Genomic DNA, 18,953 nt, shown 5'->3' with positions numbered 1-18,953 from the left:
CCACTCTGTATCAACAGTCGGAAACGTAATGCCCTCAGAAACACGCGTACTCTTCAACGCCCAATGTCCGGTCTGTAACGCGGAAATCTGTCACTACCGCACCTATTCCGAAAAACAGAACCTCACGATCAGGTTTGACGACCTCAACTCCGATGCACTTTCTCAGTGGGGAATAGATGCAGAAGACGCCGCGCGGCGCCTGCATGTTGCACACGAAGGGCAGCTCTTTTCAGGCGTACCGGCGTTTATCGTTTTGTGGAATGAAATGCCGCGATACCAATGGCTGGCCAAACTGGTTGGCCTCCCTATTGTGCGCACAATTGCGGCATTCGTCTATGATCGCGCATTGGCACCTGCCCTATACAAGCGGCACAAACGCAGGATGGCTCAAGCGTCCTCTGCCTGACGCGGTTAGACCGCGTCGATCAGATCGCTCAACGTTTTCGCATGGCGACAAAATTCAGGCGCACATGCAGAGACGCCCTGCTGCGCCCCGAGCCATGCCTGACAGTCCTGCACATAGGGGCATTGGCGGCAACGTGTGACCATCTGGGCATAGTCTGCGGCGCTCATGACGCCCGTTGCCATCGCTTCAGAGAACGAGACCCCCACAACGCGTGCCATGGAACGCGTCAGCCAAAAATGTGTAGCGGGGTCGCCTAGGTGGGCAATCTGTGCCGTCATTCTTCTTCACCATTTGTTGCGGCCAACTCCATGAGCCGGTCGCGGTTCACACACCCCTCCGGAATATCCACAGGTCCCTCTAAGCGCCCACGCGCCAGAAACCGGGCGCAGCCTTCATCCCAATCGCACGCTCGACATTTTTCAACCATCCGGGCCCAGTCTTCCTGTGACAAAACACCGTCCTCCGCTGCGCCTTGCAAATCAGCACCGGCCACTTTGGCCATGGAGCGGATTTTCATCAGGTGCTCTGGTGCCTTCCCCAGTGGTTTCATGTCAGCACCGCGCCGACACGGGAAAACATCACCTTGTTCCGGCAAAACTCCGGCAAATCGCCTTTTGTGCCTGGGCCTTTCATTAGCCATGCTTCGCAGGCGTCGGGCTTCGGACAATTCGTACAACGCACAACCGCGTCGGATATCTCGTCCACACGCAAAGCGCCACGAATGGCAGCTTCCTGAAGATCCATGCCGACCCGACGGGCGGCATTGTCCATCAGCGCCACATGACGTCTGAGATTTTGGGCCTTTGGCATTGCGCTCTCCTTTTGACAGGACAGCGCATACCACCCAAGGGTTCAAAAACCATTGATGTGGGTCAATCCATCTCCGCGAAATAAGCGTCGACACAATCCTGAACGCGCCGAAACCGGTCACCGCCCAGTTTCACGCCACCATACCAGCGCGTCACGACGATCACGTGATTGGTCAGTTGTTGGCGCTCCAGCATGCGCAGGATCACCAGACCCGCTCCGCTTTCTCCGTCATCCCCCTTCAAGGGCGTTCCATCTTCCATCAATGCCGCCCAGGTGTTGTGAGTGGCCTTAGCGAATTTCTTGTTCTTCTTGAGGTTTTTTAGAAAGGCATCCACATCCTTTCGCCCGCTCACCGGTCCGCCGGACACCGCGTACTTTGAGCCGCGATCGCTCACCACGTTCATGAGTTGCAACATCTTCAGAGCTTGGCTACCGTTTCTCGTACGATCTGCATCCGCGCCGCATTTGGCGGGTGGGTGCCAAGAAACTGGTTGCCCGGATCAGGGATACGCGCAAAGAATTCGGCACCACGCACAGGATTGTACCCGGATTTATGTGCGATAATCGTGCCAAGGGCATCCGCTTCCAGCTCGAAGTTCTTCGAATAAGCGCGGCCGCCAATCTGTGCCCCCGTGTTCACAGCCATGTCCAATGCGCTGCCGTCCACACCGGCAGCCGCAGCAGCCGCCCCCAGCAGAATCGCGCCGAGTGCCGCGTTGTTCTGCGTCTTGCCAATATGTCCGGCAATGTGGTGAGCCGCTTCATGTCCCATCACAAAGGCCAGTTCATCCTGATTACGGGTCTGCGCAATCAAGGTCGGAGTGAAGATGATCAGGGGGCGCCCGGTCTTGTCCAGGGTCTGATATGCATTCGCCGGCTGGTTCGGACGCTCGTCCACGGAAATCTTGTAGTCACAGTTTGTACCGGCAGGCGTGCGCGCCCGGCACTCCCGCTCTGCAACGCCTTCCATTCGCGCGGTAATTGGTGCGAGCTTGGCCTTGGCCTGTGACAGAGTGATCGAAGCAGGCGCTGCGCGCGCCGCCTGTTGCTGAGGCGGTGGAGACGTCGTGCTGACACACCCTGCCAGCACCAAAACTGGCAAAATTCTCAACGCTCTCAATGGCTTTACGACACTGCGCATCCCATCCCTCCCAATCGATGCCAACCAACCTAATTCGGCATCCGCGCAGGTTCTAGTGGGAAAACCTTGCGATTTGACACATCCACGCTAGGCTTGAGGTATGTTCAGCATCGAGCACGAATTTGACTCAACCGTTGTGACCCTCGTGGATGAAGGCGATGCGCCTTTGGGCGAAGATGTGGTGATCAACATGTTTGAAGACTGCGTCACCATCGAACAATACGATGCGCGCACAGACACAATGCAGAAAATCACCCTGTCCACCAATCAGGTGCAGGATCTCGCCGCCGCTCTGGATCTGCCTGAAGGTGTCTACATGCTCAAACGCGATCCGACCTAGGTCACGCGGAAAACTTTGTCTCGCGACGTGGTTCCTCGGACAAGTTCCAATCGGGACTTGGACACACCCAATGCCTTGGCCACTAGCTTCTGCACCTCTGCGTTGGCTTTACCGCCCTCGGGAACTGTTGTGACATAAACCCGAAGCTTGCCGTCTTGCGTCACAAGCGCATTGCGCGACGCCTTGGGAGTCACACGCACCGCGATCAGTGTTCCAGCAACGGCCATATGGCTCAGGTCAGCGATCAATTTCACCTCGCCAATTTACAAAGCCCGACCATCGGGCAACAGTGTCGCGCAACTATCTGCGAGCGAGGCTGACATGACCACAGGTTTCTACTTTGACGAACGCTGCTTCTGGCACAGCGGCGGCAACTACGCGCTCACTTTGCCCGTTGGCGACCTTGTCCAACCTCTCGCTGCTGGGGGCTTGCCGGAAAGCCCCGAAACAAAGCGTCGGCTCAAGAATCTACTGGACGTCAGCGGTCTCGCGGCCGAACTGACGCTACGCTCTGCCACTCCTGCGGACCGCTCCGCGCTGGAAAGAGTGCATCCGGCCGATCTACTGGACCGATTCAAGGAAATGTCTGATGCCGGTGGCGGCGAACTCGGACTGCGCACGCCCTTTGGAAAAGGTGGCTATGAGATCGCGGTGCTGTCTGCCGGTCTCGCCACGGAAGCAGTGCGCTCCGTCGCCAAGGGCGATCTTCAGAACGCCTATGCGCTGTCGCGCCCTCCGGGGCACCACTGCCTGCCAGACTGGCCCAACGGATTCTGTCTGCTCGCCAATATCGCTATCGCGATTGAAACCGCCAAGGCTGAGGGGCTGGTAGACCGAGTTGCCGTTCTAGACTGGGACGTGCACCACGGAAACGGCACCGAAGCCATTTTCTACGATCGTGATGACGTACTCACGATTTCGCTCCACCAGGAAAAAAACTATCCGCTCGACACCGGTGATCTTGAGCATCGTGGCAAAGGCGCAGGCCTCGGCTTTAACATCAACATTCCCCTCCCCCCGGGCGGCGGTCACAACACCTATCTTCACGCGATGGAAAAAGTTGTTCTGCCGGCACTCGCGGACTACAAACCCGACCTCATCATCGTTGCTTGCGGATTTGACGCCTCTGCCTTTGACCCGCTTTCTCGGATGCTTGCCACCGCCGATACATTCCGCCAAATGACCAAACAGGTCATGGCCAGCGCGCAGGCCATGTGCGATGGCAAACTTGTGCTTGTTCACGAGGGCGGGTACTCCGAAGCCTATGTTCCGTTCTGCGGACATGCCGTCATTGAAGAGCTTTCGGGCTCGGCGATCACTGCCGACGATCCTATGGCCGCTTCTCTGGCGACACGCCAGCCCAACGCCCGCGTAGAAGCCTTTTTTGCCGAATTGATCGACGAAATGGCTGATTTCTTTGCAAAACCGCCCGAAGGCGGTTGAAAACACGCGGGAAAAGCCTGACCTATCCCGCAACGATCTGAGGGAGACATTCATGCCCACTCCAAATCCGGCGGCGCTGGAATTCTTGCAAACCCGCCGTTCGCGCCCAGCCAAGACACTGGTGGCGCCGGCACCAACGCGCGACCAACTCGAACCGCTCTTGCAGGCCGCCCTGCGCAGTCCTGACCATGGCAAACTCGAGCCTTGGCGCCTGATTGTTCTCACAAGGGACAGCTTGGACAAACTAGCCAACCTCGCGCGACTGCGTGGTGAGGAATTGGGCGTTGATGAAGACAAGATCACCAAGGCATACGCGCAATTCGCCAACGCTGATCTGGCCGTCGCCGTCATCGAAGCTCCGGTAATCTCGGAAAAGGTTCCTGCGATCGAACAGACCTACTCAGCCGGTGCTGTTTGCCTTCAACTTCTCAATGCCGCGCTTGCGGCCGGCTGGGGCGCTAACTGGCTATCGGGCTGGGCCAGCCACGACCGCACGTTTGTGGAACGCGGCCTTGATCTCTCGCCCCGCGAAAAAGTAGCCGGTTTCATCCATATCGGAACCGAGAAAGTTGCGCCGCCCGAACGCCCGCGGCCCGACATGGAGGCCAAAGTCTCATGGCAGTAACAACCGTTGTCGGATCCTTTTTTGCAGCCCTCGGCCAAGTCGGAGATCCCCGATTCCGCCGCGTACTTTTCAAGGGTATTGGGCTCACGTTCGCTCTCTTGGTCGCCGCCTATGCCGGCTTTCTTATTTTGCTGAACTGGCTTGGCGCCGCCATGTGGGTGCAAGAGTTGCTCGGCAACATCAGTTGGGTGGGCGATTTATTCACATGGACATCATTCTTCCTGATGGTTGCCTTGTCCGTTTTCTTGATGGTGCCTGTCGCCTCGGCCATAACATCGATGTTTCTTGATGAAGTCGCTGAAGCTGTAGAAGAGCGGCACTACCCCCACATTCCCAAGGTCCCGCCGGTGCCCTTTGCCGAAGGTTTGAAAGACACTGTCAATTTTCTCGGGGTTTTGATTTTCGCCAATATCGTCGCGTTGATCGTCTACGCGTTGTTTCCGCCGTTTGCGCTGTTCATCTTCTGGGGCATGAACGGTTTTCTGCTTGGGCGGGAATACTTCACACTTGCAGCGATGCGTCACCTGGGTCGCGATGGCGCTAAGCAGCTGCGAAAGAAGCATGGCGGCACGATCTGGCTGGCTGGAACACTCATGGCAATGCCGCTTTCGATACCGCTGATCAACCTCGTGATCCCGATCCTAGGCGCAGCGACCTTTACCCATCTGTATCACCGACTGGAGCCTCGATAGCTTCAGGCGCCATTCGGTTGAACCAGTCCAGATCCCGTACGGTGATGATCCCCGATGTGATGATCAGATAGAGGATCACCCAGACCACCGCTGCAACGACAGTGGTAATCTTGGCTTTCGTTTTGAGGAAATGATGCTCCGGCGCACCTGCCTGTGTGCCGGGCACAACTTCGCCAAGATCTCCCTGCGTTTGCAGGCGGATCGGGATCGCAATCAAAAAGATCATGAACCAACAGACCGCGTAAAGAACGAGTGCTGACGTGATACCCATAGCGTTTCCTCTTGTCGGCCCCGCACACAGCACGAGGCCTGATGTTACGGCTTACACCTGCTCGAGTTCGACCAAGCAGCCGTTGAAGTCTTTCGGATGCAGGAACAACACCGGCTTGCCGTGTGCGCCGATCTTCGGCTCTCCGTTTCCTAGCACCCGGGCGCCAGATTCTTTAAGGTGATCGCGCGCGGCAATGATGTCTTCAACCTCATAGCACACGTGGTGAATGCCACCCGACGGGTTCTTTTCGAGAAACCCGTTGATCGGGCTGTCTTCTCCCAGCGGATAAAGCAGTTCGATTTTGGTGTTCGGCAATTCGATAAATACCACGGTTACACCATGATCAGGTTCGTCCTGAGGCGCACCGACTTTGGCCCCAAGGGCGCTGCGGTATTGCTCACTTGCCGCTTCAAGATCCGGCACGGCAATGGCGACGTGGTTCAAACGTCCAATCATATCTCTCTCCCAAAGAGTCAGCCCTCGCTTCGCCCGTCCTTATGCGGTGCTGCAGGCCCGCGCGCAAGCGGCACAGGGTCGCGGCGCGATTAACGTTCCGTTAGCCACGACTCCCTATGGTGAGTCGCGAAAATTTTTATCTGTCAGAATGTCAGGAACCCAATATGAACGACCCGCTGCCGCTGTCGCCCCTGTTCACGCCCACCGCCCAACGTCCGCTGTTGGGCATGGCCGTTCTCGTTGTCGAGGACAGCCGTTTTGCATCAGATGCCCTGCGCATGATGTGTGTGCGCTCCGGTGCACGTATCCGCCGTGCCGACAGCCTTGCCGCCGCTCACCGTCACCTCAAGACCTATATGCCTTCGGTGGTGATTGTCGATCTCGGCCTGCCCGACGGTTCCGGCACCGAGCTGATCGAGGAACTGGCACAGGCAACCCCGCGGGTCGAAGTGCTTCTCGCCACCTCGGGCGACGACTTTTCCGAAGAAGCAGCGATGGCCGCTGGTGCCGACGGCTTTATCGCCAAACCGCTGACCGGCCTGGCGCAATTCCAGTCGGAGATCCTCTCACGCCTGCCGAAAGACCGGCAACCCAAAGGCCCGCGCCGCCTTCCGGAAGACGTGATGGAAGCCGATCCGGTTGCACTCCGCGACGACTTGCTTCACGCGTCCGACACCCTGTCCACCCACCCCGGCGACGCCCATGTCGTTGACTACGTGGCCCAATTCCTTTCGAGCATCGCACACAGCGCCCGTGATGACGCCCTTCTCGGGGCGGTAAAGACCGTCTCCGCTGCACAGCACTCCGGAGCGGAGTTGGCCAAGGATGTATCTCGGCTGAACGACCTGCTGAAACACCGCCTCGAAGAGACCGCAGTGATCTAAAGCGTCGGATCGTCCGCCGCGCGCACCAGCCGAGTCAGATCGCTAAGCTTTTCACGCTGTTGCCCCGCCTCATCGAAATTGCGCGGCGACAGCCAAAGCTCGAATGCTTCTTTCAAAGCGGGCCATTCCTTGTCGATCGCTGCAAACCAAGCCGTGTCACGGTTCCGCCCTTTATACACGGTGGCCTGGCGAAAAATGCCCTCATAGCTCAAGCCCAAGCGCTGTGCCGCACGGCGCGACGGCTTGTTGAGCGCATCGCATTTCCACTCGTAACGACGATACCCTGACTCAAAAGCCCATTTCATCATCAGAAACATGGTCTCTGTCGCCACAGGCGTGCCTTGCATTACCGGCGCGAAATTGATGTTACCGACTTCGATGGAGCCTGCCTCGGGTGCGATCCTCAAATACGACGCAACGCCTGTATAGATTCCCTTTGCCTTGTCAAAAATTGCATAGAAAAAGGGATCCGTTTCCGCTTCGGCTTCATGCACCCAACGGTGATAGGCCGCCGCTGAATGAAACGGGCCATAAGGCAAATAGTCCCACACCGCGTCATCTGCCTGATAAGCACGAAACAAAAGGGCGGCATGACGCTGTGCGCTCAAAGGCTCAAGGCGGGCATGGTCCCCTTCAAGCACTGCGCCTTTCGGCGCAGAGGGCGGCGTCCAATCGGGCACCGCAAAACCAATCGGTCTAGCGTCAGTCATTCGGCCTGCTCCAGTCTTTTGAGCATCAGTGGCACAAAGGTCGCGTGCTGCCAAGAAAAAGGCATCGCACCGCGTCAGGCGAGCAGTTTCGGATCGTCTCCCATGTCCAGACCCGGAAAGACCTGCGTTTCCAGTAGACTACGCTCCAAACCGAAACTTGATCGCAAGGCCCAAGCCGCCCACCGCCGCACGTCCTGAGTGGGCCGAAGGTCGCGGCGTTTGTACAAATCCGCCTCATCCAGCCCGGGCCATTTGCCAAGGACCGCGGCGCCTCGCAGTGCGCCGCCAGCCAGAACCATGGCACCGCCCGTGCCGTGATCGGTGCCACGTGTACCATTCTCCGCCGCGGTGCGCCCGAACTCGGTCATCGCAACCACGGTTGTCCGCTGCCAGGCGGCTGCGCCCATGCCGCCTTTGAGGGTCAACAGCGTGTCGACCAACTGCCCCAAAGGCCGGCGCAATGCCCTGCTTTGACCGGCGTGCGTGTCCCACCCACCCAACGAAAAGCATGCAATCCGCGCGTCAGCCCGCAACTGCTCTGCCGCGAAAGAGGCAACTCTCAAATGCGCCTTGCCGGCCCCCTTGCCCGACGTGTCCATCATCGCGTCCATGGCCTCTTCCATGTCGCCGATTTCGGCATTCGCGCCCATCCCGCCGAAACTGGCCAGCCCCAATGCCGTTCCCATGGCGTGAGCCATTTCAGGGTCGCCGCGCATGGTCTGCTGCATCAAGGAAATCCCCTGCTCCGAAAGAACAAAATCAACATCCGGCGACCAACTCGTCATTTCCGCCGGTCCACGGCTCAAAAGCATCGGGTCAGCGCCAATGGCATAGGCCGTCTGGACACCCATCCCTCCCATCGCGCTGATTGCCCGATTGAGCCAGCCATCGCGGGCCGGGCCGTCCAACGCGCCAAGACCAGCTTCGAGCAAGTCTTGTCCATCAAAATGGCTGCGTTTGTCGCGGTAAGGCGTGGACACGGCCTGAACAAAGGCAAGCTCGCCCGCCTGCCACATGGGATAAAGTGGTGCGCACTCAGGATGTAGGGCAAAGCCATCCTGAAGCGGAATTTCCGAGTCGGAGGAGGCTGCCAGCGTTGGGCGCAACGTCGACAGGATCTTTTCATGTCGGGGGCGTACCAGATCAAGCCCATCAAGACCGCCGCGCAAGATGATCACCACCAGACGATGGTCAGTTGGCGCAGCAGCAAAACTCACCTGTGTGATCAACGGCGACGCCGCCAACGAGCACCCAACCAACGCACCCTGCGCCAGAAAACGTCGTCGTGTCAGTCCCTTAGCCATCGCGCCCTCATACCCTTTGAAATGCTGGAGACATCAACACCAGCGCCACACCTTCGCGCCGACTTTCAGCCGCCTGCGCGGCAAATAGTACTTCGGGAGGCACATCCTCGCCCAGAACATCCACGACAAAGGCCCTCGGATCCGGCAACGGATCCGTTAGCGCGGATGGCACGGACAGGCTCCATTGCAATCGGGCTCCCAGCCCCTGTGGACTCAGCCAATGCGCATCGCCTTCTTCAAATCCGTCTGGCCCGAGAGGGCGCCCCAAAGGCTGTCCCATCGTGGAAAGCGGTCGCCGGACAAATCTGTAAAGCTGACCTTGCCGCATCTCCTGAAGCGTTTGCGGCTCAACCCCCAGCCCCCGTAAGGCCGACGCAACGAACACCAGCGGCTGCTTGAAGTTCCGCCGCTCGGGGCTCCAAGCCGTTGGGTTTTTCAGCATGGCTTCCGTCATAACAGCCAGGTCGCCCTGCGAGTCCAGATAGGCTGCCTTCATATCCTCAACCAAGTCCCTGTCCGGTGCGTCGGCAATGAAGTGGATCGCCATTTTCTCTGCCAGATGTCTGGCCGTATCCGGATGTCGGGCTAGGTCTCGCAGTGCATCCGTTACATCCTCCAGACTGGCCCGACGCGAACCGCCGTAAGACTTTCCAAGAATGGTTTCAGCACCGGGTTCGGCTCTGTTCGCATCAAACTGCATTTCCTTGTCGCGGATTGCCCGCACTCCGGTGAGCAGTTCTGCAAGTTCCCGCACATCCACCTGAGTGTAGCTGCCCCCGACGCCAAGCGTGTGTAGTTCGAGAATTTCACGCGCAAGATTTTCATTGAGGCCGACAACCCGATCTTTTCGCCTGTCCGAAAAACTGCTGTTTGGCCCGATCGACAAGGTCTGATCCAGGAAATGAAGCATCTGCGGATGCAACGCTGCAGCAATCAACATGTCCTCAAAGCGACCGGCAACATAGGGTCTGATGGCGACCTCTACATAGTTTTCCTCATTGGTTCTGCGCTCGTAGTCCTTACCGGGCGCCGCAAAATGATCGGCCCAAAAATCGACAAGTCGCTCACGAAAGCCGTCTTCTGCCCAAACCCGCCGCGTAAGACGTTGTTTAGACCAGTTGGCGACCACCGGCCGTGTTCTTTTGTGAAAGTTTCGAAGAGCTTCCGCGTCTACTCCGTCTGGGTCGCCCGCCTCAACCGCCATCCGCTTCGATTTGCGAAGGGCTCTGAATTCGGCAGTCACAGCGTGGACTTCTTCGGTCGAAGGAAGCGGAAACCGTTGGGCAGCAACATCTGGCCCGTTCAACGACTTCAACATCGCATTAACAGAAGCGGGTGGCTTCTGAACCGGAGATAGTCCGTATCCGAACCTTTGTGCCGCCAAAACAGGAGTAAAAGACATAGTGACTCTCTTCGCTTCGTGCACAGCCAGTGTACGCGAGTTCGGATCGATTCACAGCACCGGATCGCTCACAGAAAACAACCGGCAAGAAAAAGCCGCCTCTGGACACCAGAGGCGGCTAAAGACTTTGCGATCAAACAAGGATCACTCCTGGGGAATGACCCGCAGGTTCAACTCCATCAACTGTTCTGCGGCAGGCTCAGACGGCGCATTCATCATGAGGTCTTCCGCACGTTGGTTCATCGGGAAGAGCATCACTTCACGGATGTTTTGCTGGTCGGCCAGCAACATCACAATACGATCCACACCCGCGGCACAGCCGCCGTGCGGCGGAGCGCCGTACTGGAAGGCTTTATAAAGGGCCCCAAAACGGGATTTCACTTCGTTTTCGTCATAACCGGCGAGTTCAAACGCTTTCAACATGATCTCGGGCTTGTGGTTCCGGATCGCCCCCGACACCAGTTCATACCCGTTGCAAGCCAAGTCGTACTGATAGCCTTTCACCGCCAGAGGATCTCCGTTCAGCGCATCAAGCCCACCTTGCGGCATAGAGAACGGATTGTGCTCAAAGTCGATCTTGCCTGTCTCTTCGTCCGCCTCATAGATCGGGAAGTCCACGATCCATGCGAAGGCGAAACGGTTTTTGTCGGTCAGGCCAAGCTCTTCGCCAATCACGTTCCGGGCACGGCCTGCAACCGGCTCAAACGCCTTCGGCTTGCCACCAAGGAAGAAGGCCGCGTCGCCCACGCCCAACCCAAGCTGTTGACGGATCGCCTCGGTGCGTTCCGGGCCGATGTTCTTGGCCAGAGGCCCGGCGGCCTCCTCACCAAGGACGATTTCACCGGCTTTGATCTTGGCATTCACTTCCTTAACGGAAATGCCCTGCTCCTGCGCGATGGTGTCCGCAGACTGTTTGCGCCAGAAGATGTAGCCCATGCCCGGCAAACCTTCCTGCTGGGCAAATTTGTTCATGCGGTCACAGAACTTGCGGCTTCCACCGGTCGGCGCCGGAATAGCCCGCACTTCGGTACCTTCCTGTTCCAGAAGCTTGGCAAAGATCGCAAAGCCGGAACCGGCAAAATGTTCGGACACCACTTGCATTTCGATGGGGTTGCGAAGGTCAGGCTTGTCCGAACCATACTTCAACGCCGCTTCGGCATAGGGAATTTGAGGCCAATCCTGCGGTGCATCTACCTTACGATCACCACCGAACTCTTCGAACACGCCCGCCAAAACCGGCGCGATGGTGTCAAAGACGTCCTGCTGCTCCACAAACGACATTTCCATATCGAGCTGGTAGAAATCGGTTGGGGAACGGTCCGCACGCGGGTCTTCGTCACGGAAGCAAGGCGCGATCTGGAAATACTTGTCAAAACCCGCAACCATCATCAGCTGTTTGAACTGCTGCGGCGCCTGCGGCAGAGCATAGAATTTACCGGGATGCAGACGGGAGGGGACGAGGAAGTCGCGCGCACCTTCTGGCGAGGATGCGGTAATAATCGGAGTCTGGTACTCGCGGAAGTTCTTGTCCCACATGCGCTTGCGCATGGAGGCAACCACATCAGAACGCAATGTCATGTTCTGTTGCATCTGCTCGCGACGCAAATCAAGGAACCGGTACTTCAGTCTGGTCTCTTCGGGATACTCCTGATCACCAAAGACCATCAGCGGCAGTTCGTCGGCATCGCCCAAAACCTCGAGATCGCGCACAAAGACTTCGATCTCCCCGGTCGGGATCTTGTCATTCACCAAATCCTCGTCACGCGCCTTCACATTGCCATCGATGCGGATACACCATTCGCTGCGCACCTTTTCCATCTCGGAAAAAACCGGACTGTCCGGATCACACAGAACCTGAGTGATGCCGTAGTGATCGCGCAGGTCGACAAACAGGATACCGCCGTGGTCGCGGATGCGGTGCACCCAGCCGGACAGGCGGACGGTCTCGCCCACATTGGATTTGTTCAGGTCGGCGCAGGTGTGGCTGCGAAAGGCGTGCATGTGCGGGCCCTCTTTCAGGGTGAATATCTACAGTCGCGCCGATACACCTGTTTGGGCGGCCAAAGTCAAGGGAACAGCCTTCCAAAATGGTTCAAAACGGCCGGACCACGTTGCCGGAATAGAAAAACACGCCCAAGCCCACCAAAAAGATGATATTGCCCGCGATGGCGTGCTGCAGCACCGCGAGCGGCAGCGAACGCCTTTCTTTGTAGGAATGGGCGAATATTAGACCTCCAATGAAGGTCATGATCGCAACGATCCAACTCCAGTACATCAGATGCGCCAGCGAAAACAGCGCTGCATTCAGCCAGATCGACGCCGCGCCGTCAGGCAGGATTGCCTTATAGCGGCGGAAGAAAAGAGGGCGAAAAACCAGCTCCTGCGGCAACGCGGACACGATTGGGTAGAAAATCAGTATCATCAGCAACAAAAGTGGCTCGTTGCGCAGCAAAAAGAACGCGGCTTCCGATGCAAAAATTCGCATCACACCGAAACAGGCGATGAACATCAAAGCTGTGAAAACCAAAGTTTCCCCAAGCTTGATTTCCGATATTCCCTCGCGCAGAAAATGCCAGCGAAAGCCTAGCGTAATATGCAAAAGCCCTAATCCCAATGCCGTCAACGCGAACAAGGCTGTGAACATGACGGTCGCTGGCAAAAGCGTTGCGATCAGAACTGGCGCCGCAACAAAAAGAAGGCAGAACTCGACGCAAAGCTGCCAACGATAATTCTGGGATATGGTCGATTGAGTGCCCATGCCTGTTTTCCCTGCTGCGCGGTGTCACATGAAGACACTTACGGGATTCGGACAAGTCCGGATTGACCGGCGAAGAGGCATTTCAGAACCCGAGCACGATCAGTTCGGACATAGCAAAAGGTACGCCTTGGATTGTTGCTCCGCTCACCGAAAGAAACTGCAGTTGCAATCCCAATGTGCATTCGTCGATCCACGCAATGAATTCACTAGGTTGATGCTCTTGGCACACCTCAGGTCCTCAAGGGTCAAACGCGCTTCAACCAACAAGCCCTTTCGCAATCGGCTCTCCCGGTAAACCCCGGGCAAACATCCGGCCGCGATCGGAGGCGTCAGTCGTTCGCCCTCCTGCGTTGTGACCGTAATGTTCGTGATGGTCCCTTCACAAACTTCGCCATGCTCGTTGAGGAACACCCACTCCTGAACACCATCCGGCAAATCCGCCCGCCAACGGTCATACACGGCACGGCGCGTCGTCTTGTATTGTAGATAGGGATCGGCAGATGAAAGACTCTCCTCGGCGATGCGAAAAACCCAAGGCGCGTTTGCCGCAGGCGGCATTGCGGCAGTTGTGATTTCAACATCCCCTGCGGCTCCAAGCGTCAGCCTGCAGCGCAACGCCTCTTTGCCACGGATCTCCGCCACTGCTGTTTGAACGGCCTTTGGCTCAAACTCAAATCCCAGCGCCGCGGCGGACCGCTCAAGCCGCTTGAGATGAAGGTCAAGACGGGCAATGCCCTGTCCCGGCCGGTAACCGAAGGTTTCGATCAGGCGGGTGCCATCTCTCTGAGCTTCGCAAAACGGGCTTTCCACAGCGCCTCCTCGTATTCGGCTCCCGCAGTGCTGTCCCACACAATACCACCACCGACATTCAATACTGCCAGACCATCCTCAATCATCAGTGTTCGGATCGCCACGTTAAATTCGGAACGCCCATCCGGTGCAGCCCAACCGATTGTCCCGCAGTAAATCTCGCGCGGTGTCTGCTCCAGATCGTGAATAATCTCCATTGCACGGAGTTTTGGCGCCCCTGTGATTGATCCGCATGGAAACAAAGCCCTCAGAATGCCGGCCAACCCAACGCCATCCTGCAATTCGGCAGCCACAGTCGATACCATCTGATGGACCGTCGCGTAGCTTTCAACTTCGAACAACTGCGGCACATGCACCGTGCCGGCCTTGGCCACGCGGCTGATGTCATTGCGCAGCAAGTCCACGATCATCAAGTTCTCGGCACGGTTCTTTTCGTCTGTTGCCAGCCATGCTTTGGCACGGATGTCTTCAACCGGATCGTTGCTGCGAGGCTGGGTACCTTTCATGGGACGCGTTTCGATGCGCCCTGCCGCGTCGGTTCGAAAGAAGAGCTCAGGCGATCGCGACAAAATGGCTGGAAGTCCGTCCGCTTCCAAAAACACACCGTGGCCGACTGCCTGTTGCGCAACTAGCCTTGCATAAAGGGCGCGCACTTGACCACTGTACTCGGCCACCAACGGGAACGTCAGATTGGCCTGATAGATATCGCCGGCGCCTATGTAGGCATGCACATCCTGAAAAGCGCTGTCATAAGCCGCAGCGTCCCATCCGGCCTGCCACGACAATCCCTCAAGGCTTGCCTCAGGCATAACTATGGCCGGCCGCGGCGCATCGAACACGCCAAAACACAGCAACGGCAATCGCCGCGCATCTGGCAGGTGCGCCGAAAGACGCGGTTCAAGCGTATACCCGAGTTCATAAGAACAGAAACCGGCGACCCATCGCCCCTCATCGCGTGCCTGATCCAGCGCCGCCAGTGCACCGGGTACTTCAGCGGCTTGGTCTGCACGGATTATGCGTTCAGGCCGCGCGAATTCCGTCGCGGCGCCTTCCGGACCTTGGTCAAACCGAATCTGCACGCATTGCTCCCACTTCAGGTGCCGCCCCTATAAAGACCTCCTACCTAAAGCGCACCTCACATTTACAATCGCGCAAAAACGGCGAAAACCGTCAAAATCCGGCTCTCTTGCCGAACCCCCTTGCGCCTTTCTTAATGATACGTATAACCCACGACAATTTGCGCATTTGGCGACTCCTGCCCGTCGCCCACCAGCCCGAGGTCCACCATGCCCAAAAGAACAGATATCTCCTCGATCATGATCATCGGGGCCGGCCCCATTGTGATTGGCCAGGCCTGCGAGTTTGACTACTCCGGTGCCCAAGCGTGTAAAGCGCTCCGAGAAGAGGGATATCGCGTCATCCTGGTGAACTCGAATCCGGCAACAATCATGACCGACCCGAACATGGCGGACGCGACCTATATCGAGCCGATCACACCCGAAGTTGTCGCCAAGATCATCGAAAAAGAGCGCCCCGACGCGCTGCTCCCGACCATGGGCGGCCAGACCGGCCTCAACACCGCCCTCGCGGTCGAGGAAATGGGTGTACTGGAAAAATTCGGCGTTGAGATGATTGGCGCGGACAGAAACGCCATCGAAATGGCCGAAGACCGCAAACTGTTCCGCGAAGCCATGGACCGGCTTGGCATCGAAAACCCCAAGGCTGAAATCGTCACCGCGCCGAAGCGCGAAGACGGCAGCACCGATCTGGACGCTGGCGTGAACGAAGCGCTTCAGGTTCTTGATCACGTCGGCCTGCCCGCAATCATCCGCCCCGCCTTTACCATGGGCGGAACAGGCGGCGGTGTGGCCTATAACCGCGAAGACTACATCCACATTTGCCGCACGGGCATGGACGCCTCTCCGGTCAACCAGATCCTCGTCGACGAAAGCCTGCTTGGCTGGAAGGAATACGAGATGGAAGTTGTGCGCGACAAAGCCGACAATGCCATCATCGTCTGTTCCATCGAAAACGTCGATCCAATGGGTGTGCACACCGGCGACTCCATCACAGTGGCCCCTGCCCTGACGCTGACCGACAAAGAATACCAGATCATGCGCAACCACTCGATCGCGGTCCTGCGCGAGATTGGCGTGGAAACCGGGGGCTCCAACGTGCAGTGGGCGGTGAACCCCGCCGACGGCCGGATGGTTGTGATCGAAATGAACCCGCGTGTGTCGCGTTCCTCCGCGCTTGCCTCCAAAGCGACCGGTTTCCCGATTGCCAAGATCGCGGCCAAACTGGCTGTTGGCTTCACCCTGGACGAGCTGGACAATGACATCACCAAAGTCACCCCCGCCTCGTTTGAGCCGACCATTGACTATGTGGTCACCAAAATCCCGAAATTCGCTTTCGAGAAGTTCCCGGGGTCCGAACCGAACCTGACCACAGCGATGAAATCCGTCGGTGAGGCCATGTCCATCGGCCGGACCATCCACGAATCCATGCAAAAAGCTCTCGCGTCGATGGAAAGCGGCCTGACCGGTTTTGACGAGATCGAAATCGAAGGGGCGGATGACACCCCGTCAGGCAAAGCCGCGATCATCAAAGCGATCAGTGTCGCGACACCGGACCGCCTCAGGACCATCGCACAGGCCATGCGCCACGGCCTATCCAATGACGAAATCAACGCGGTTACCATGTTTGATCCGTGGTTCCTCGACCGCATCCGGGAAATCGTGGACGCCGAGGCCGATGTCATCTCCAATGGTTTGCCTGTCACCGAAGAAGGCCTCCGCCGCCTCAAGATGCTCGGCTTCACGGATGCACGTCTGGCCAAGCTTTCCGGCCGCGACGAGGACAACGTGCGTCGAGCGCGTATGAATCTCGGCGTAACCGCAGTGTTCAAGCGTATCGACACCTGCGCGGCCGAGTTCGAAGCGCAGACTCCTTATATGTACTCCACCTACGAAGCTCCAATGATGGGCGAAGTGGAATGTGAGGCCCGTCCAAGCGACCGCAAAAAAGTGGTGATCCTTGGCGGCGGCCCCAACCGGATCGGTCAGGGCATCGAATTCGACTACTGCTGCTGTCATGCCTGCTACGCCCTTACGGAGCAGGGCTATGAAACCATTATGATCAACTGCAACCCCGAGACCGTGTCCACCGACTATGACACCTCGGACCGCCTGTATTTCGAGCCGCTCACCTTTGAGCACGTTATGGAAATCCTGCGTGTAGAGCAGGAAAACGGCACACTGCATGGCGTAATTGTCCAGTTTGGAGGCCAAACGCCGCTGAAGCTCGCCAATGCCCTGCATGACGAAGGCATCCCGATCCTCGGCACCACACCGGACGCGATTGACCTTGCCGAAGACCGCGAGCGCTTCCAGGCGCTGGTCAACGAACTCGGTCTTAAGCAACCGAAAAACGGCATCGCCTCCACCGACGCCGAAGCGCTGTCCATTGCAGGCGACATCGGCTTCCCATTGGTGATCCGTCCTTCCTACGTTCTGGGTGGTCGCGCGATGGAAATTGTGCGCGATATGGCACAACTGGAACGCTACATCGCCGAAGCCGTCGTCGTTTCCGGTGATAGCCCGGTACTGCTGGACAGCTACCTGGCTGGCGCGGTCGAACTTGACGTCGATGCGCTGTGTGACGGCAACGACGTGCATATTTCAGGCATCATGCAACACATCGAAGAGGCCGGTGTGCACTCCGGTGACTCTGCTTGCTCATTACCTCCATACTCGCTGGACAAGGGCACGATCGAGGAAATCAAACGCCAGACACACGCGCTGGCCATCGCGCTGAATGTGGTTGGCCTTATGAACGTGCAATTCGCGGTCAAAAACGGCGAAATCTACCTGATCGAAGTCAACCCGCGCGCATCGCGGACCGTGCCTTTTGTAGCAAAGTCCACCGATAGCGCGATTGCCTCCATCGCGGCACGCATCATGGCCGGCGAACCGCTGTCGAACTTCCCGCAGCGCCCGCCCTACAAGGAAGAAGACGCTACCAAAGATCAGCCGATCGCCGACCAGATGACGCTGGCGGATCCGGACATGCCTTGGTTCTCCGTAAAAGAAGCCGTTCTGCCCTTCGCCCGGTTCCCGGGTGTGGACACCATCCTTGGGCCGGAAATGCGTTCAACCGGTGAAGTCATGGGCTGGGACCGCAGCTTTGCGCGCGCCTTCCTCAAGGCACAAATGGGCGCAGGTATGCACCTGCCCGACTCCGGCAAAGTCTTTTTCTCCATCAAGGACGACGACAAGACGCCACAACTTGTGGAAACCGCCAAAACACTCGTCGATCTTGGTTTCGGCATCGTTGCCACACGCGGTACCGCCGCCTTCCTCGAAGGTCAGGAAATCGCCTGCGAAGTGGTCAACAAGGTCTATGAAGGGCGCCCCAACGTCGTCGACATGCTCAAGGATGGCGAGATTTCTCTGGTGATGAACACCACCGAAGATACACAAGCGGTTGAAGACAGTCGCGAAATCCGCGCCGTCGCGCTCTATGACAAGATCCCTTACTACACCACGGCCGCTGCGAGCCACGCCGCCGCGCAAGCCATGCAGGCCCGTCGCGAAGAGGATTTGGACGTGCGCAGCCTCCAAGGTTGATCGCCGGATTACACAAGAAGAGATAAGGCGGCCCACGGGCCGCCTTTTTCGTTTCCGGATACACATCCAAACCGTAAGCAGTACAGCGATGCGCGGTCTTGATTTTGCTCGACAGGGAACGATGCGAGAGGATTGGACAAGGCTTCCTCGGCCTCCGGATTGAAGTCGCAATCTATGTGAGAAAACTCTTCAGTAGCAAAAGCCCCGCGTCGCTTTGACGAACACTTCTTTGCGCCCCATTGACGCTCACCGGCCTCTTCTTTAAAGACCGCG

The 18,953-nt window shown here is 57.8% G+C and carries 22 protein-coding genes; 7 read left to right on the top strand and 15 right to left on the bottom strand.

Going from position 1 to position 18,953, the window contains the following annotated elements:
* The first annotated feature begins 28 nt into the window (after positions 1–28).
* Positions 29–406 (top strand): thiol-disulfide oxidoreductase DCC family protein, encoded by a 378-nt coding sequence (locus tag BXY66_RS04370; protein WP_132858946.1) that lies wholly within the window; start codon positions 29–31, stop codon positions 404–406.
* A 5-nt stretch (positions 407–411) separates the two neighbouring features.
* Here BXY66_RS04370 and BXY66_RS04365 read toward each other — a convergent pair whose 3' ends face one another.
* The 5 genes from BXY66_RS04365 to BXY66_RS04345 all read right to left on the bottom strand — a co-directional run bounded on the left by BXY66_RS04365 (position 412) and on the right by BXY66_RS04345 (position 2,357).
* Positions 412–684: a DUF6455 family protein gene (locus BXY66_RS04365; RefSeq protein ID WP_132858945.1), complete on the bottom strand. Its 273-nt coding sequence runs from the start codon at positions 682–684 to the stop codon at positions 412–414.
* Positions 681–956, bottom strand: a complete 276-nt coding sequence (locus BXY66_RS04360) for a DUF6455 family protein (RefSeq protein WP_132858944.1) — start codon at positions 954–956, stop codon at positions 681–683. Before BXY66_RS04360 ends, BXY66_RS04365 begins: the two co-directional genes overlap by 4 nt.
* Positions 953–1,216, bottom strand: coding sequence for a DUF6455 family protein (locus BXY66_RS04355; RefSeq protein ID WP_132858943.1), 264 nt, complete (start codon positions 1,214–1,216; stop codon positions 953–955). The genes BXY66_RS04360 and BXY66_RS04355 overlap by 4 nt, the downstream gene beginning before the upstream one ends.
* 62 nt (positions 1,217–1,278) lie before the next feature.
* The gene (locus BXY66_RS04350) at positions 1,279–1,632 is read right to left on the bottom strand and encodes a YigZ family protein (RefSeq protein WP_132858942.1); all 354 of its coding nucleotides are present in this window, start codon (positions 1,630–1,632) and stop codon (positions 1,279–1,281) included.
* A gap of 2 nt (positions 1,633–1,634) precedes the next feature.
* Positions 1,635–2,357, bottom strand: coding sequence for a M48 family metallopeptidase (locus BXY66_RS04345; protein ID WP_207911286.1), 723 nt, complete (start codon positions 2,355–2,357; stop codon positions 1,635–1,637).
* Between the two features lie 100 nt (positions 2,358–2,457).
* On the opposite strand from BXY66_RS04345, the gene BXY66_RS04340 reads away from it, so the two are divergent.
* Positions 2,458–2,697 (top strand): hypothetical protein, encoded by a 240-nt coding sequence (locus BXY66_RS04340; RefSeq protein WP_132858941.1) that lies wholly within the window; start codon positions 2,458–2,460, stop codon positions 2,695–2,697.
* Here the strand turns inward: BXY66_RS04340 and BXY66_RS04335 are convergent.
* Positions 2,694–2,924: a DUF167 domain-containing protein gene (locus tag BXY66_RS04335; protein WP_132860334.1), complete on the bottom strand. Its 231-nt coding sequence runs from the start codon at positions 2,922–2,924 to the stop codon at positions 2,694–2,696. The genes BXY66_RS04340 and BXY66_RS04335 overlap by 4 nt on opposite strands.
* A 94-nt stretch (positions 2,925–3,018) precedes the next feature.
* Here BXY66_RS04335 and BXY66_RS04330 point away from each other — a divergent pair, with 94 nt between their 5' ends.
* The 3 genes from BXY66_RS04330 to BXY66_RS04320 are packed head-to-tail and all read left to right on the top strand — an operon-like array spanning position 3,019 to position 5,457.
* Complete coding sequence (locus BXY66_RS04330; protein ID WP_132858940.1) at positions 3,019–4,140, top strand: class II histone deacetylase; 1,122 nt, start codon at positions 3,019–3,021, stop codon at positions 4,138–4,140.
* A 52-nt stretch (positions 4,141–4,192) separates the two neighbouring features.
* Complete coding sequence (locus tag BXY66_RS04325) at positions 4,193–4,765, top strand: nitroreductase family protein (protein ID WP_132858939.1); 573 nt, start codon at positions 4,193–4,195, stop codon at positions 4,763–4,765.
* Positions 4,756–5,457, top strand: coding sequence for an EI24 domain-containing protein (locus BXY66_RS04320; protein ID WP_132858938.1), 702 nt, complete (start codon positions 4,756–4,758; stop codon positions 5,455–5,457). The genes BXY66_RS04325 and BXY66_RS04320 overlap by 10 nt, the downstream gene beginning before the upstream one ends.
* Here BXY66_RS04320 and BXY66_RS04315 read toward each other — a convergent pair.
* Both BXY66_RS04315 and mce read right to left on the bottom strand, forming a co-directional pair.
* Complete coding sequence (locus BXY66_RS04315) at positions 5,423–5,728, bottom strand: DUF1467 family protein (protein WP_132858937.1); 306 nt, start codon at positions 5,726–5,728, stop codon at positions 5,423–5,425. The two genes, BXY66_RS04320 and BXY66_RS04315, sit on opposite strands and share 35 nt — an antisense overlap.
* A gap of 51 nt (positions 5,729–5,779) precedes the next feature.
* Positions 5,780–6,184 carry a methylmalonyl-CoA epimerase gene (gene mce / locus BXY66_RS04310; RefSeq protein ID WP_132858936.1) on the bottom strand — a complete coding sequence of 135 codons (405 nt, stop codon included), beginning with the start codon at positions 6,182–6,184 and terminating at the stop codon, positions 5,780–5,782.
* Between the two features lie 164 nt (positions 6,185–6,348).
* On the opposite strand from mce, the gene BXY66_RS04305 reads away from it, so the two are divergent.
* A complete protein-coding gene (locus tag BXY66_RS04305; protein WP_132858935.1) occupies positions 6,349–7,068 on the top strand; it encodes a response regulator in 720 nt (239 codons plus the stop codon).
* On the opposite strand, the gene BXY66_RS04300 is transcribed toward BXY66_RS04305, so the two are convergent.
* The 7 genes from BXY66_RS04300 to BXY66_RS04270 all read right to left on the bottom strand — a co-directional run bounded on the left by BXY66_RS04300 (position 7,065) and on the right by BXY66_RS04270 (position 15,131).
* The gene (locus tag BXY66_RS04300; RefSeq protein WP_132858934.1) at positions 7,065–7,778 is read right to left on the bottom strand and encodes a GNAT family N-acetyltransferase; all 714 of its coding nucleotides are present in this window, start codon (positions 7,776–7,778) and stop codon (positions 7,065–7,067) included. The two genes, BXY66_RS04305 and BXY66_RS04300, sit on opposite strands and share 4 nt — an antisense overlap.
* A 74-nt stretch (positions 7,779–7,852) precedes the next feature.
* Positions 7,853–9,082 (bottom strand): DUF1501 domain-containing protein, encoded by a 1,230-nt coding sequence (locus BXY66_RS04295; RefSeq protein WP_132858933.1) that lies wholly within the window; start codon positions 9,080–9,082, stop codon positions 7,853–7,855.
* Positions 9,083–9,089: 7 nt separating this feature from the next.
* The gene (locus tag BXY66_RS04290; protein ID WP_132858932.1) at positions 9,090–10,484 is read right to left on the bottom strand and encodes a DUF1800 domain-containing protein; all 1,395 of its coding nucleotides are present in this window, start codon (positions 10,482–10,484) and stop codon (positions 9,090–9,092) included.
* Between the two features lie 144 nt (positions 10,485–10,628).
* Complete coding sequence (gene aspS / locus BXY66_RS04285) at positions 10,629–12,485, bottom strand: aspartate--tRNA ligase (protein WP_132858931.1); 1,857 nt, start codon at positions 12,483–12,485, stop codon at positions 10,629–10,631.
* Positions 12,486–12,576: 91 nt separating this feature from the next.
* Complete coding sequence (locus BXY66_RS04280; RefSeq protein WP_132858930.1) at positions 12,577–13,242, bottom strand: CPBP family intramembrane glutamic endopeptidase; 666 nt, start codon at positions 13,240–13,242, stop codon at positions 12,577–12,579.
* Positions 13,243–13,386: 144 nt separating this feature from the next.
* Positions 13,387–14,052: an aminotransferase class IV family protein gene (locus BXY66_RS04275; RefSeq protein ID WP_243694288.1), complete on the bottom strand. Its 666-nt coding sequence runs from the start codon at positions 14,050–14,052 to the stop codon at positions 13,387–13,389.
* The gene (locus BXY66_RS04270; RefSeq protein WP_132858929.1) at positions 14,007–15,131 is read right to left on the bottom strand and encodes an aminodeoxychorismate synthase component I; all 1,125 of its coding nucleotides are present in this window, start codon (positions 15,129–15,131) and stop codon (positions 14,007–14,009) included. The genes BXY66_RS04275 and BXY66_RS04270 overlap by 46 nt, the downstream gene beginning before the upstream one ends.
* Before the next feature lie 207 nt (positions 15,132–15,338).
* Here BXY66_RS04270 and carB point away from each other — a divergent pair, with 207 nt between their 5' ends.
* Complete coding sequence (gene carB / locus BXY66_RS04265; protein WP_132858928.1) at positions 15,339–18,680, top strand: carbamoyl-phosphate synthase large subunit; 3,342 nt, start codon at positions 15,339–15,341, stop codon at positions 18,678–18,680.
* The last annotated feature ends 273 nt before the right edge of the window (positions 18,681–18,953 follow it).

Origin of the sequence: Shimia isoporae (genome assembly GCF_004346865.1) — a bacterium.
GTDB lineage: Bacteria > Pseudomonadota > Alphaproteobacteria > Rhodobacterales > Rhodobacteraceae > Shimia > Shimia isoporae.
Note: the sequence above shows the minus strand (reverse complement) of the source record. Positions and strands in the feature narration are given on the sequence as shown.